Raw genomic sequence first — 14,427 nt, 5'->3', positions numbered from 1 at the left:
TATATAAAGCAACTTAAATGATAAAACAATGCAACGTGAAGTAACCGGTTGGTATAGTCCGGCACTGAATGAGAATATGGATATTGCGGTCTACGGACATTATGGAATAGCCTTGCTAATGATTCCAACAGCTGCGTCGGATTATTTAGAGTACGAAAAAAATGGATTAATAGAGAGCATTGCACCTTTTATCAATGCCGGAAAAGTAAAGGTTTATTGTATTAATAGCATTAATTCAGAGAGCTGGATGAACCCGTATATGCATGGCTACGACAAAGGAGTACGGCACCAGTTGTTCAACGATTACGTGATCAAAGAAGTGATCCCGTTTATCAAAGATACTTCAAGCCAGGATAATGAGATCATCGCAGTAGGGGCGTCATTTGGCGCGATGCATGCAGCCAATCTGTTTTTCAGGCATCCTGATTTTATTCATGGCATTATCGCGATGAGCGGTTGCTATGATCTAAGCCAGTACACCGACGGATATTATGATGATAATGTGTATTTCAATTCACCGGTGCATTATTTGCCGCAATTGAAAGCCGAGTGGCACCTTCAAATGTATCGCGACAGTCGGCATATACATTTCGTTACCGGTTCAGGGGCGTATGAAGTTCCCGATTACTCGCGAGCCATTTCGTCAATTCTGACGTCAAAAAATGTGCCGCATGAACTGGACATCTGGGGACCCGACATGCCACACGAATGGTGGGTTTGGAAGAGGATGCTTCCTTATTATTTGGAAACACGGTTTTGAGGAGAAGAGAGAGATTAAAGTTAAGAGATTAAAGTAAAGAGATTAGAGTTTAAAGTAAAGAGCTCAAAGTTTAGATCATATCTCTAAACTTTGAGCTCTGTACACAAACCGGCTTTTACTTTGAACTTTATACTTTGAACTCAAAACACTTTATACACTTTGAACTCAAAACTCTTTATACTTTCAACTCAAAATCACGCGCCCTCAAACTGCCTTAAAAATCTGACGTCGTTTTCTGTGAACAAGCGCAGGTCATTGATTCCATAACGTAACATTGTAATTCGCTCAATTCCCATCCCGAATGCAAAGCCTGTATATTCTTCGCTGTCGATTCCGCAGTTGGTAAGCACGTTAGGATCGACCATTCCTGATCCGGCAATTTCAACCCAGCCAGTGTATTTACAAATGTTGCAGCCTTTGCCTTTACAGATAAAACAGGTTACGTCAATTTCGGCGCTAGGTTCCGTGAAAGGGAAGTAGGAAGGACGCAGGCGGATTTTCGATTCTTTACCGAACATTTCTTTGGCAAAGTGATATAATGTGTCCTTCAAATCTTTGAAACTTACATTCCGGTCGACATATAACCCTTCAACCTGGTGAAAAACGCAGTGCGCACGGGCCGAAATCGCTTCATTCCGGAAAACGCGGCCAGGCATAATAGATCTGATCGGTGGTTTTTGTCGTTCCATCAGTCTTACCTGTACGTTGGAAGTGTGTGTACGCAACAGCACATCATCCTTCACTTCGCCTTCACTTTTTGAAATAAAGAACGTATCCTGCATTTCACGGGCCGGGTGGTTGTCGGCAAAGTTCAAAGCGCTGAAATTATACCAGTCTTTTTCAATTTCGGGTCCGTAGGAAACATTGAAACCCATTCTCTCGAAAATCTCAATGATTCGCCTTCTCACGATAGTCAGCGGATGTAGGCTGCCCTGCTGATTAGGAACAACCGGCAAAGTAAGGTCAATCACCATTTCGGGATTGGTATCCGAAGCGCTTTCAATGGCTGCATTAAATTCCTGGAAACGGTTCTGTGCCAGATTTTTAAGTGTATTCAGCTCCTGGCCCACCGCGCGACGGTCTTCCTGAGGAATGTTTTTCAACCCCTCAAACAGTTCTGTAACTACACCTTTTTTACTGATATATCTGAGGCGGAAAGCTTCCAGCTGATCTTTGCTGTCAACTGTGATTTGTTCAATTTCCGAAATTAATTCTTTAACGCGATCGGTAACCATAAACTGTTGTTTTATCAATGTTTGGAGGCTGGTATGCATCAGGATTCACACCAAAATCGGTGCAAAGATAATTAAAGTTCGGCCTGTTGATGTGAATAGACTGGGGCGAATGACGTCAATGCTCTGGATTTGCAGTTTGAGACAGATTTGCGGAGTAAGTAAAATTACGCATTTAACTAAGTTTACTTACGTCTTTTGGATTTTGACACAATGTTATATTTCTGATTTTCAATCAGTTGCATTTTTGTACGTACTTTTACGTATTTCCAGGATGTACGGTATATGCTAATTTTGATTCAAGAAAACAAAACAACATTAGTCTCTATTACCATGAAAAACTTTTCAAGCTTTACACACCCCAACCTGTCAAGAAAATCCATCAATGGCAGCGCTTCTTCGATCTCCGTGCAATCTATGGGACGGACCATATATTTAGCTCCTGAGGCAATTACTTTTCTTGAAGGAGAAGGCAATTACACATTCATATATACGAACACTGGCAAAAAGTATCTGGTTTCCAAAACCTTGAAATCTTTGGCCGGTCAGCTGAATCAGAATTTCATGCGTGTTCACAAATCCTATCTTGTTAATTCGGATTACGTTGTGGCGCGCCTTGAAGATGACCGCATGCTTAAATTGTCTTGTGGCAAAGAAGTGGTGGTTTCTCGCAGGAAAATCAAAGAAATCACCGGAATGCTTGATCACACGAATCTTCGCATCTCCGCATAAGGACTTTTGGTGAATTAAATTAGTGGGTTATTCATAAAAACAGCAGCCATCGCTCAGATCGAAGGCTGCTTGTTTTGTTTTCATGCCATGTCGAAATTGTCTGTCAGAATAATTTCAGTCCAAGCGTTACCTGCCAGGATTTAATCTTTTGTTTCACTGTATCATTTCCACTTCCAATCGTTTGGCCATTCACCTGGAATGAGGCCAGATTAGTAAAAGAACCCTCTCTTCTTACATCCAGACTGAAGCTGCCGATGTCAAGACCAGCGCCCAGCTGATATCCGAATGTTGCCTCCGACATGGCACCGTTCAAATCAGACGTGTATTGTTCAAAAGCATCTCTCAACCGCTGATTATCTCCAATTCTGAACGAGGCGACAGGGCCAGCCAATATCCGCAGCGGACCACCTTTGAAACCGATCAGTAATGGCACGTCAATGTTACTGTATTTAATGTTAACTGTTTCTCTTACAGGGGTTTCAAGACCATTTTTGATTATTTCAAAAGATCCGCCCTTCGTAGACACCAAAACTTCCGGCTGAATAAATAATGTGCGGCCAAATCTTGCATAAATCCCGCCCACTGCTCCTGTTCTTGTATCGAAACTCTGTTTCAGGTTGTCTTTCACTTCTTTACCATCGTATCCCAGATAAGGGTTTCCCGCAGCATCGTATCTTGTCGTAAAAACATCTCCCATCGTCAGGCGTGACAAGTTCACACCACCCTTAATACCGAACGCAAAACCTTTTTTCTGTGCTTGCGCAGATGTTATGGCCGTCAGGCATAACAAACAAATACAAGCTACCTTTGTCAGGATGTTCATGGATAATATCATTTTTTAAGTAAAACCGGTTAATAACGCCAAAAAATAAAAAACTATACCCAGGCTATATTTTTTTTGATTTCGTGATCGAAACGTACAAATATTTGGAGAATTATTGGCTAAATCGTGTTAATATCTAAGCATATATAAATATTACTTTTCTACTTATGGCCAAAGCCAAGACAGCTTATTTTTGTCAGGAATGTGGGTATAATTCACCCAAATGGGTGGGCCGCTGCCCCTCGTGCGGAGAATGGAATACTTTTGTTCAGGAAGTTATAGAAAAAGAGGATAAAAAAACAGCAGTTGCCTGGAAAGGCGTCAATCTGGCCAGCAGACCGCGTTCAATTGCTGAGATAGAATACCAAAATGAGCCGCGGATCACAACATTTGACGGTGAGCTGAACCGGGTGCTGGGAGGCGGAATCGTGCAAGGGTCGCTGGTTTTGATAGGCGGGGAGCCTGGAATCGGGAAGTCGACGCTGATGTTGCAAATTGCACTGACGCTTTCCAACAAAAAAGTTTTATATGTGTCGGGAGAAGAGTCCGATCAGCAGATCAAGATGCGGGCGGAACGAATGGATTCCAAAAGCGACAACTGCTTTATCCTTACCGAAACGCACACGCAGAATATTTTCCGGCAAATTGAAGATTTCCAGCCAGAAATCCTGATCATCGACTCGATCCAGACGATGCAGTCCACATACATTGAGTCTGGCGCAGGCAGTGTGTCACAGGTGCGGGAATGTACAGCAGAGTTTATGAAATATGCTAAGGAAATGGGCGTTCCTGTTTTCCTGATCGGTCACATTACCAAGGACGGTTCGCTTGCAGGACCGAAAGTGCTAGAACATATGGTGGACACGGTTTTGCAATTCGAGGGAGACCGTCATAACACTTATCGCATTCTGAGAACTGTGAAAAACCGCTTTGGGAGCACGTCAGAGCTTGGGATTTACGAAATGCATGGTTCCGGATTGCGGCAAGTAAGTAACCCGTCCGAAATCCTCATTTCGCAGCGCGACGAACCCGTAAGCGGCATTGCGATCGGGTCGATGATGGAAGGAAACAGGCCATTGCTTATTGAAATACAATCCCTTGTCAGCGTTGCCAATTATGGGACGCCACAGCGGAGCAGCACGGGGTTTGATGGTAAAAGATTGCAAATGTTGCTGGCCGTTTTGGAAAAGCGTGGCGGCTTTCGGTTAGGCGTTCAGGATGTGTTTCTTAATGTTGCCGGTGGATTGAAGGTGGAAGATCCTGCCATTGACCTGGCGGTTATTGCTTCTATTGTTTCTTCTTATGAAGACAAATTTATCCCGCCTTCCGTGTGTTTCGCTGCGGAAGTAGGGCTTGGAGGTGAAGTAAGGGCCGTAAGCCGGATCGAAAACAGGATTTTTGAAGCGGAGAAACTGGGGTTTAAAAAGGTTTACATCTCCAAATACAATAGCAGAGGGCTGGACATGAAGAAGTTCAGGATAGAAGTTATCGCTGTTGCAAGCCTGGATGAGCTTTTTATGTCTCTTTTCCTTAACACTTAGTATGCTTGCTTTGAAGCGCCTTATCAGTATTTGGCATAATAAGTTTGCAACTTGCTGGTAAGGCGTTCATAAATAGGCTTGCTGAATTCTATAAATAGTTGCTGAGGCGCAGGGGGCAGCAATTCCTGGCTTTTGCATTTACGAAGCTGGGCGGCAGTCAGCGCTCGTTCGTCGCCATTGAAATGCGCCCATTCGCACATCCAGTTGTACTCGCCATTAAATTTTTCCTGCGTCACCACACGTTTGGTTTTAAAATCCATGATCTGCATATCCAGCAATCCTGCGGAAAGCACGGTTTTACGGCTTTGGGTAAATTTGGCTGTGACCTTGTCATAAATAGGCGTTTTGGATCTTCCCACCTGCTTTTCACCCACTTTTACACTGTCTTTGCTGATCACAACTTCCGTATTTTTCTCGACGAGTGTATTTCCTACAACAAAGTCGTCAAATTGAAGCTTGATAATGTGATCTGGTTGTATTTTGAGATTAGCGGCTTCCTCAGGCATATAAAATCGCACAAATTTGTTGAGCCGCTTGTTGGTCTGCAAATATTCATTGACACGTTCCTGAAAATATTCATTGCTTAACTGATAGGTCCTGGAAGTGACAAGCACCTGTTCTACAACCACTTTGAAAGAAGCGATTTCATAGGCGAGATCCAGCCGTTCTCGAACATCATTGAAGTTGGGCAGAATGTTGTTGACCACTTCGAAATGCTCGTATGCCTTTCGGGCACTTTCCCGATCGCCAATTGCCAGCAATGTTTGCGCTTCCTTGTAACGGACGTTCGCAGCATTGTGCCTTGCCATTTTCTCTTCCTGTGCAAAACGTTTCGCATCGACCACCTTCGCGCAAGAGCCGCATTGGTCTAAAACGAGAAAAAGCCGGTTGAGTTTTTCGTAGGATTGCAGCTCGGCCTCCCATCTGAAAAGGTCTTCTGACTCTTTATTTTGCTTAATGTCGTTCAGATGCTGTTCCAGCGCTAACGGATACGCCTGTTTGAGTATATCAATGGAAGCGGTATGGCCAGGATTACTCTTCAGTTTATCAGCTGCACGAATGACCGAATCATCGAAATTGCCTTTTTTTAAGGATTTTTCGGCTGATTTACAGCTAATTACCAGAAAAAAAGTAAAGGCAAGGCAGGAGAGGTTCGTAAAGTATTTTTTCATAGAACTGATGGGCAGAAGGATGGGGATCTGCAACCAAATTTCTGAAAAAATTACCTCATTTTTGAATGTTTTACTAAATAGGCCATCAGGATGGGATCGAAGCCTTTGGCAATGTCGGCTTCAATGAAATCGATCTTATATTGACCGCATTTCAGTTTTAATTTTTGATAAAAATCACCAACAAACTCCTTATACGAATCTCTCACCTGATCGGGCTGAACTTTAATTCTGTCGCCAGATTCCAGATCGATAAATTCATAAGGACGATTTTCGAAAGCAAAAAGCTCTTCGGTTTGGCGGTCGGTGACATGGAAAAGAAGCACTTCGTGCAAATTATGCCTTAAATGCTGTAATGCGGAGAAAATCTTATCAGCTTCTTCCAGGTTATCGAACATATCACTGAAAATCACGACCAGCGAGCGCTTGTGGATCTTTTCAGCTATTTGATGCAGCACAGATGCAACCGAAGTTTTGAGCAGCGGTCGTTTGCTTTGCAGCACATTGTCCAGCTCCAGTATAATCTTATGCACGTGCGACGGTGTAGATTTTACAGCCGTTTGAATTTCGATGTTTTCCGAGAATGTGCAAAGACTGACTGCGTCTTTTTGTCTTTGTAAAAGATAAGTAAGGCTGGCAGCGGCCATGACACTAAAAGTCATTTTGCCGTAACTTTCTTCCGGATAATACATGGAAGAGGAAGTGTCCAGGAGTAAATGACAGCGCAGGTTCGTCTCCTCTTCGTAACGTTTTACATAAAGACGGTCTGTTTTAGCATAGACCTTCCAATCGATGTTACGCGTAGATTCGCCGGTGTTATAAAGCTGATGTTCAGCAAATTCAACCGAAAAACCGTGAAATGGGGATTTGTGCAGGCCAGTGATAAAACCTTCAACCAATTGTTTCGCCAGAAATTCCAGATTGCCGAACTCCCTTACTTTTGCTAGATCAAGTTGCCGGCTGCTCATTCTGAAATTTCGTTATCTGTTGTCGCGCATAGCGACTACTTTACCGGATTTGGCGTCAATTTGTTCATTGGGGTCCAGAAGAACCATTCCTTCCATGCCCACAACGCGAATGGAAACGTTGGCGACACCTTTTGCAATAATGCCAAGCAATCGGGCAGCTTCATTACTAAGATCGACGAGTCTGTTTTTGGCAAAAGGTCCCCGGTCGTTCACTCTAACTATCACTTTTTCATCGTTTTCCAAATTCGTTACTTCGAGCATCGTGTTAAGCGGGTAACTTCTGTGAGCGGCGGACAATTCTGTGCTTTTGTGCACCTCTCCGAAGGAGGTTTTCTTGCCGTTGAACCTGGTTGCGTAATAGGATGCGTGACCGGTTTCAGTTTTGCCCAGCTTAACTTGTGCGAAAGCTGCTGGTGCGGAAGCGAATGCCAACAGGATGAGAATCAGAATACGATTATAAGTCATATCTCTGGTTTTAGGTGAAACATAATAAGGCAAAACTCCTTATTCCTTACTGTTTATTTGGTAGTTTCTCAAAAATTGGAAACCCAAGAATTTCAAAGCTAATAAAAACTTTCCAGAAAAGAGCAATTTTAAATGTTAAAGTGATAGGCCGCATGAAAAATGTACTAGTCAATACTAACAAATTGCTAATATGTCTCCGATTTTTTGTTAGCAGCAATAAACTTTATATTTTAGCGTTTGAAAACCTATTTAAAACTTAACATAGTGGAAGACAGAGAGCAAATCTACTCCAAAAGGGTCAGGGCAGGAAAAAGGACTTACTTCTTCGATGTTCGCTCGACGCGATCCAACGATTATTATCTTACCATCACAGAAAGCCGTCGTCATCCGCAGGGAGACGGGTTTACGTACGAAAAGCACAAGATGTTTTTGTACAAAGAAGATTTTGATAAGTTCGTTGATGCTTTGAAGGATGCCGTGGATCACGTGAAAACAGAATTGATGCCGGAAGTTGACTTTTCTCAGTTCGAAACCAAGGCCGATGAGGTGGACGTAGTTGGTGAGTCGGACCTTAAGTGGGATTAAAAAAATTAAAAGAATGAAAAAGCCTTCGCAATCAATTACGAAGGCTTTTGGTTTTTCTACTCGCTAAGTGGTAATTTTGCAAAATTATCATCTGGCAGACAGGAGTTCTTTGCACTGTTGCATTGAAAACTACCTGCTTTTAACTGCATATATTATAACATGAGTCTTCAATGTGGGATCGTGGGATTGCCGAACGTAGGGAAATCCACTCTTTTTAATGCTATTTCAACCGGTAAAGCCGAAGCTGCCAATTATCCTTTTTGTACTATAGAACCAAACGTAGGCGTGGTAACCGTGCCGGATGAACGTTTGGATATCTTGACAAAATTGGTAAGTCCTCAGAAAGTTATACCAACAATTATAGAATTCGTTGACATTGCCGGACTTGTAAAAGGCGCTAGCCAGGGCGCGGGTCTTGGGAATAAGTTTCTTGCTAACATTCGTGAGGTTGATGCCATTGTGCACGTCGTAAGATGTTTTCAGGATGAGAATGTTGTACACGTGGAAGGTCGTGTTGATCCCGTTTTTGATAAGGAAATCATTGACATTGAGCTTCAAATGAAGGATCTTGAATCTGTTGAGAAGAAAATTCAGAAAACAGAAAAAGGAGCCCGGGCCGGTGATGCAAAAGCGAAAGCAGAACTGGAATGGTTGAAAAAATATAAATCGACGCTGGAAGAAGGTAAAAATGCCCGCAGCGTCGTAATTGATGAAGAAACGAAAGAAGCAGTGATCGGCGATTTGCAATTGCTTACTGCAAAACCAGTTCTTTATGTTGCCAATGTAGACGAAGATTCAATGCTTACCGGCAACGAATATTCGGAAAAATTGCGTGAGGCTGTAAAACACGAAGGCGCGGATGTGATTGTGCTTTGTGCGGCTATTGAATCGCAGATTTCAGAAATTGAAGACCCGGAAGAGCATGAAATGTTCCTGGGAGAATATGGCTTGAAGGAATCTGGTTTAAGCAAGTTGATCAAAGCGTCTTATTCGCTGCTGAATCTGATTACTTATTTCACTGCTGGTGTGAAAGAAGTAAGAGCCTGGACTATAGAGAAAGGCTGGAAAGCACCGCAAGCCGCAGGCGTGATTCACAGTGATTTTGAAAAGGGCTTTATCCGTGCAGAAGTGATTAAAATTGCTGATTACGAGCAATATAAAACAGAAGCTGGCGTGAAAGAAGTGGGCAAAATGGCTGTGGAAGGAAAAGAATATGTCGTGGCGGATGGTGACATTATGCACTTCCGTTTTAATGTATAAAAAAGATTTGCGCGAATTAAGGAGCGGCCAAAACGGTCGCTCCTTTTTTTATGCGCCTGTTAACGTCTTCGATTCCATTCTACAGTGCGGTAACCAATTAAAAGATCCGCTCTGCCAGCCTGCGGACGATGGTAGATCAAAATATCATAATCATTTTCCGTTGCTCCGTAATTGCCCTCCACGAAACCTTCATCGGCCTTTTTCTCCCCATTTTTGAGCATTGCGTAGTTATAATTAATAACGCCCTGCTTGATCATCATTTCGACTTCGTAAGCATTCGTTGCAATGTTGTAGGTCATTTTATTTGCATCGCCAAGCTGCCATAAATTGAATGCGCCATTTACATAAAATGTCGTCTCGGGATCTTGTTCTGTTTTTAATGTAAAAAGCACGGGCGTGTAGTCTGCTTCCACGCTTCCCCGGCCCGATTCCCGCTGATCGACAATGTATTGGCCGTTAAAATCATCCATTTGAATGTATGCATTGCCAGCACGGGATTTGTCAGGAAACAACATCAAGCGTGTGTAATTATCGGAGCGCTCGATCTCATTAACGCCATAACCTCTTCCAGTCAAGCTTCGGCTGTCGAAATAACGAAATTCGTTTCCGCCGGGAAATGTGTTTTCGAGGTCGAAAAATGTGTATTCCAGAATCTGGTCAAATGGTCGCACATTGGTTGGCTTAAAACCGGATCTTGTTTCATTGAACCGAAAGTTTTTCCGCAGGACAACTTTCAGGTCCGTTTGCGGCGCATTAAGTGGATAGCCTTTATAATTAACCACAAAATCAATCTGCTGATCGGAATATTGCTGCTGTATTCCTTGTGAAAAGCGTGCTTTTGCATCAATGCTGACGCGGGATTCATAAAGCATAAATCTCCGGCTCAGAATGGGTTTTCTGTCTCTTTCAGAATAAACATAGATTACATAATTGCCAGACAATTTCAGCTTAGGCAGTTCAAGTTTATAATGAAAATACGGGACCTTCGTGCTGAATGATTGCTGATAATCATTGATCGGATATTCGTTGAACTCAAACGTAAACTCAATGTCATTCAGGTTCGATTTGGTCCAATCCATATTGCAATGAATAATCTTGGCGCGGTAACCTTCAAACTGACCTGCAAGATCATCAAACTCTAAAACAAGTGGCGAAGGGCTTGATAAGGGCTTAACAGCTGGCGTCAGCAAACGTGTCGGGTTCTCGGGATCTTCCAGCGCTGGATAAAGCAAAACCGTCTTTATCTTATCATTATATATGTAATCTTCCAGCCGGATATTCTGCGATTGCGCATTCGCATTGATCCAAATCAGCATTAACCACAAAAAAAGCGAAATCGACCTCATGATAAATCTTTGAAATAACAACGTGACTTTTTAATGTAAGGTACGTCTGAATAGGGAAACGTGTTTTGCGTGTTACCAACAATTTTTTAATTTACATAATCTAAATGACTGCACAGACTATCACAATGTATTCAGAAAAAGAATATCTCGAACTGGAAAGGGAAGCCGAGTACAAAAGTGAATATTACCAAGGGGAAATATTTGCGATGGCTGGGGCGAGTCCAAATCACAATCGGATTCTAGAAAACCTTTCAGGAGAATGTTATATTGCTTTAAAAGGTAAATCTTGTCAGAGCTTTTCAAGCGATATGCGCCTGCACATTCCGCAAAATGATCTTTACACTTATCCCGATTTGCTGATAGTTTGTGGAAAGCCGGAATTTTCGGAAATCGATAAGGATACGCTCATTAATCCGTCCGTAATTATTGAAGTGCTCTCTAAAACGACAGCTTCTTATGATAGGGGCAACAAATTCCGTCTTTACCGATCGATCTCAACATTAAGGGAATACATTCTTGTTGACTCTCTATCCGTTTCAGTGGAGGTTTTTCGAAAGAATGAGGACGGGAGCTGGACATTTGTCTCAGAGATAAATAACATCGAAGAACAAATCTCATTGACAAGCATCAATGCGCAATTGAAGTTAAGTGATATCTATGCACAAACAAACGGTTTAGTTTAGATGGTATAGGGCAGAAAAAAAGGGGAAATCGGCTGATTTTCCCTTTTTTTCTGCCCTATACATGAAATTACTTCCCAGCCAGCGTATCCACTTCCAGCATCAAATTCTCCCAAGTCTGCGTGCTGTCGTCCAGCTTCTGCTTAATGTCTGCGTAAAAGCGATTCAAATCAGCGAGTGCTTTTGAATCATTGTAAATCTCTGGATTTGCTAGCTTCACCTCCGTCTCCGTTTTCTTAATTTCCAGGTTGTTAATGGTCGCTTCAAGCTCCTCAATCTGCTTCTGCGCTTTCTTTATTTTTTGAGAATCTTCATTGGAAACGGGCTTACCGTTATTTTTAGAAGCATTGCCATTGGAAGCAGGCTGCTGAGAAGCTTTTTGCGGAGGCGCGCTGCTCACAGTTGCTTTATCACTTACAGCCGATTGCAAACCACGTTCTTCAACCCAAGTCTCGTATTCATGATAGGTTCCAGGATATTGCTTGATCTCGTGATCTTCAATGTACCAGATCTTGTTGGCAATGTTCTCGACAAAATATCTATCGTGGGAAACGACAATGTAACTGCCTTCATATTGCTGCAAAGCCTGGATCAGAATGTTCACCGATTGCATGTCCAAGTGGTTGGTAGGCTCATCGAGTAGCAGGAAGTTGGCTTGTGAAAGCAGAACTTTGGCAAGCGCCACCCGCGATTTCTCACCTCCCGAAAGGACTTTGATCTTCTTGAAAACATCATCTCCCGTGAAAAGAAAGCATCCTAGAACAGTCCGTAATTCAGTTTCCGTCTTGTTTGGATTCGCATATTTCAGCTCTTCAATCAGGTTATGATTCACATTCAGCGATTCCAGCTGGTGCTGAGCATAAAATGTGAAAGAAACATTATGTCCTAATCTTCTTTTCCCTTCAATAGGCTCTGTTCCAGCGACAACGCGCAAAACGGTTGATTTTCCGCGTCCGTTTGCTCCGATTAATGCGATTTTATCGCCGCGTTCCATGCTAATGTTGGTGCTGTCAAGAATGACCTTTTCACCGTAAGCTTTGGATGCATCTTCCAATTGGAAAACGTGTCTTCCGGGCTGTGTCGTAAATTGGAAACGGAAATGGACCTTTGCATTTTCATCAATCACCTGATCCACAACATCCATTCTATCCAACGCCTTTACACGGCTTTGAACTTGACGGGATTTTGTTGCTTTGGCCTTAAAACGCTCAATGAAACGCTCGGTCTGGCGAATCTTGGCTTGCTGGTTTTCATAAGCGCCGCGTTGGATTTCATTGCGTTCCTCTTTTTCCTCCATATAGTAGGAGTAATTTCCAGCATAATAATTCAGCTTTCCATTAGCAACTTCCACCGTCGTATCAATGGTGTTATCAAGGAATTGTCTATCGTGAGAAACCACAATTACAGCGCCTTCATAACTCTGCACATATTTTTCAACCCACTGAATAGAAGGTAAGTCCAAGTGGTTGGTAGGCTCATCGAGCATAAGCAGTGATGGTTTTTGCAAAAGCAATTTTGCCAGCATTACCCGCATTCTCCAACCTCCGGAAAATAATCTTAACGGTCGGTGCAAATCGTCGGTAACAAATCCCAATCCTTCGAGAATCGCTTCGGCTTTGGATTGAATGGTATAACCATCCAAAGCCTCAAACTCTTCCTGAACGCGCGCCAACCTATCCACCAATGCATCCGTATAATTGTGCTCCATATCGTGCAGGATTTTATCCATCTGGACCTGCAACACATTTTGCCGTTCGAAGGCCTGCATCGCCACCGACAATATGGAATCATCACTCTGGTAGGAAAGCAAATCCTGGTTCAGGAAACCAATGGTGCAGTCTCCAGCTTTGGAAATATTTCCGCCGTCCGGCTGAAATTCACCGTTTATCATTCTAAGCAGTGTAGACTTTCCTGTGCCGTTTAAGCCAATAAGGCCGATTTTTTGTTTTGGCTTAATATGCAGCGAAGCACTGTCGTAAAGTGCCCGGTCGCCAAGAAAGTAACTGAGGTTCGTAATCGCGATCATGACGCAAAGGTACGGCGAAAGAAGGAGATAGAAAAAGTGTAATTGTTGGAATAGTTATAAAAGCCGGAGCATAACCCGGTAATTGTCAGATTTAATGTAAATTTGATATTATGAACAATCTGTTTCCCATCTTTCTGAAACTCGAAAACCTGCATACGCTGATTGTGGGTGGCGGATATGTCGGTCTAGAAAAAATCACCGCTGTGCTCGACAATTCTCCACTGGCAAAAGTATCACTTGTTTCGCCCGAGATTCGGCAGGAAATCAGGGACATTGCAAGTCAAAATTCACGGATTAATTTAATTGAACGCAAGTTTGAAGACGCGGATCTCACTGCAAAAGACCTCGTCATCGTCGCCACCAATGACAAGGAAGAGAATGCAAGGATTTCGAGTGTGGCAAGGTCCAGGAATATGCTTGTGAATGTGGCCGATACGCCTCCGCTCTGTGACTTTTACTTGTCTTCCGTAGTCAGGAAAGGCAATCTGAAAGTTGCCATCTCAACCAACGGAATGTCACCGACACTTGCCAAGCGTTTGAAAGAAGTGCTCGGCGAAGCTTTGCCGGATAATCTTGAAACGGCAATGGAGCAGTTGAAAGCGGTCCGGGATATGTTAAAGGGAGATTTTGCCTCGAAAGTAGACGAACTGAACCGGATCACTTCTGTTTTGACAGACAAAAAAGTTTGACACAAAAAATAGCCTGAAAACGCACCATTTTGCCACAATAAATTGAAGTTCAAAATGTTTTATTAATTGCGTACCGAAAGTTTAGCGCCACCCCTCCATATCGTTCCGTTTTTCTGCGTATTATTGAGATATTAATAAATTAAATCCGTCC

General features: G+C 42.8%; 14 protein-coding genes. 7 read left to right on the top strand and 7 right to left on the bottom strand.

Annotated features, from left to right (window positions below):
- The first annotated feature begins 28 nt into the window (after window positions 1-28).
- A complete protein-coding gene (locus tag MUK70_RS17960) occupies window positions 29-760 on the top strand; it encodes an esterase family protein (RefSeq protein ID WP_234654254.1) in 732 nt (243 codons plus the stop codon).
- Window positions 761-954: 194 nt separating this feature from the next.
- Here the strand turns inward: MUK70_RS17960 and pheS are convergent, their stop codons facing one another.
- Complete coding sequence (gene pheS, locus MUK70_RS17955) at window positions 955-1,995, bottom strand: phenylalanine--tRNA ligase subunit alpha (RefSeq protein WP_234608518.1); 1,041 nt, start codon at window positions 1,993-1,995, stop codon at window positions 955-957.
- Between the two features lie 330 nt (window positions 1,996-2,325).
- Here pheS and MUK70_RS17950 point away from each other — a divergent pair, with 330 nt between their 5' ends.
- Window positions 2,326-2,724 (top strand): LytR/AlgR family response regulator transcription factor, encoded by a 399-nt coding sequence (locus MUK70_RS17950; protein WP_234608517.1) that lies wholly within the window; start codon window positions 2,326-2,328, stop codon window positions 2,722-2,724.
- Between the two features lie 103 nt (window positions 2,725-2,827).
- Here the strand turns inward: MUK70_RS17950 and MUK70_RS17945 are convergent, their stop codons facing one another.
- Complete coding sequence (locus tag MUK70_RS17945) at window positions 2,828-3,547, bottom strand: porin family protein (protein WP_234654252.1); 720 nt, start codon at window positions 3,545-3,547, stop codon at window positions 2,828-2,830.
- Window positions 3,548-3,714: 167 nt separating this feature from the next.
- Between MUK70_RS17945 and radA the strand changes: the two genes are divergently transcribed.
- Entirely contained in the window at window positions 3,715-5,088 is a 1,374-nt protein-coding gene (radA, locus tag MUK70_RS17940) for a DNA repair protein RadA (protein WP_234608515.1), read from the top strand.
- Between the two features lie 23 nt (window positions 5,089-5,111).
- Here radA and MUK70_RS17935 read toward each other — a convergent pair whose 3' ends face one another.
- From MUK70_RS17935 to MUK70_RS17925, 3 genes are read right to left on the bottom strand one after another with little or no spacing between them, the layout of a single operon-like run.
- A complete protein-coding gene (locus MUK70_RS17935; RefSeq protein ID WP_234654250.1) occupies window positions 5,112-6,260 on the bottom strand; it encodes a hypothetical protein in 1,149 nt (382 codons plus the stop codon).
- Between the two features lie 50 nt (window positions 6,261-6,310).
- Window positions 6,311-7,225 carry a DUF58 domain-containing protein gene (locus tag MUK70_RS17930; RefSeq protein WP_234608513.1) on the bottom strand — a complete coding sequence of 305 codons (915 nt, stop codon included), beginning with the start codon at window positions 7,223-7,225 and terminating at the stop codon, window positions 6,311-6,313.
- A gap of 12 nt (window positions 7,226-7,237) precedes the next feature.
- Window positions 7,238-7,690, bottom strand: a complete 453-nt coding sequence (locus MUK70_RS17925; RefSeq protein WP_234608512.1) for a septal ring lytic transglycosylase RlpA family protein — start codon at window positions 7,688-7,690, stop codon at window positions 7,238-7,240.
- 237 nt (window positions 7,691-7,927) lie between these two features.
- Here MUK70_RS17925 and MUK70_RS17920 point away from each other — a divergent pair, with 237 nt between their 5' ends.
- Window positions 7,928-8,275 (top strand): DUF3276 family protein, encoded by a 348-nt coding sequence (locus MUK70_RS17920; protein WP_026630755.1) that lies wholly within the window; start codon window positions 7,928-7,930, stop codon window positions 8,273-8,275.
- Between the two features lie 159 nt (window positions 8,276-8,434).
- Window positions 8,435-9,535, top strand: coding sequence for a redox-regulated ATPase YchF (gene ychF, locus MUK70_RS17915; RefSeq protein WP_234608511.1), 1,101 nt, complete (start codon window positions 8,435-8,437; stop codon window positions 9,533-9,535).
- Window positions 9,536-9,594: 59 nt separating this feature from the next.
- On the opposite strand, the gene MUK70_RS17910 is transcribed toward ychF, so the two are convergent.
- A complete protein-coding gene (locus MUK70_RS17910) occupies window positions 9,595-10,881 on the bottom strand; it encodes a type IX secretion system plug protein (protein WP_234654248.1) in 1,287 nt (428 codons plus the stop codon).
- Between the two features lie 104 nt (window positions 10,882-10,985).
- On the opposite strand from MUK70_RS17910, the gene MUK70_RS17905 reads away from it, so the two are divergent.
- A complete protein-coding gene (locus MUK70_RS17905) occupies window positions 10,986-11,564 on the top strand; it encodes a Uma2 family endonuclease (RefSeq protein WP_234654246.1) in 579 nt (192 codons plus the stop codon).
- 67 nt (window positions 11,565-11,631) lie between these two features.
- Here the strand turns inward: MUK70_RS17905 and MUK70_RS17900 are convergent, their stop codons facing one another.
- Window positions 11,632-13,587, bottom strand: coding sequence for an ABC-F family ATP-binding cassette domain-containing protein (locus MUK70_RS17900; RefSeq protein ID WP_234654244.1), 1,956 nt, complete (start codon window positions 13,585-13,587; stop codon window positions 11,632-11,634).
- A gap of 110 nt (window positions 13,588-13,697) precedes the next feature.
- Between MUK70_RS17900 and MUK70_RS17895 the strand changes: the two genes are divergently transcribed.
- The gene (locus MUK70_RS17895; protein WP_234654243.1) at window positions 13,698-14,276 is read left to right on the top strand and encodes a precorrin-2 dehydrogenase/sirohydrochlorin ferrochelatase family protein; all 579 of its coding nucleotides are present in this window, start codon (window positions 13,698-13,700) and stop codon (window positions 14,274-14,276) included.
- Window positions 14,277-14,427: the final 151 nt, after the last annotated feature.

It is taken from the genome of Dyadobacter chenwenxiniae, assembly GCF_022869785.1.
GTDB classification, from domain to species: domain Bacteria; phylum Bacteroidota; class Bacteroidia; order Cytophagales; family Spirosomataceae; genus Dyadobacter; species Dyadobacter chenwenxiniae.
Note: the sequence above shows the minus strand (reverse complement) of the source record. Positions and strands in the feature narration are given on the sequence as shown.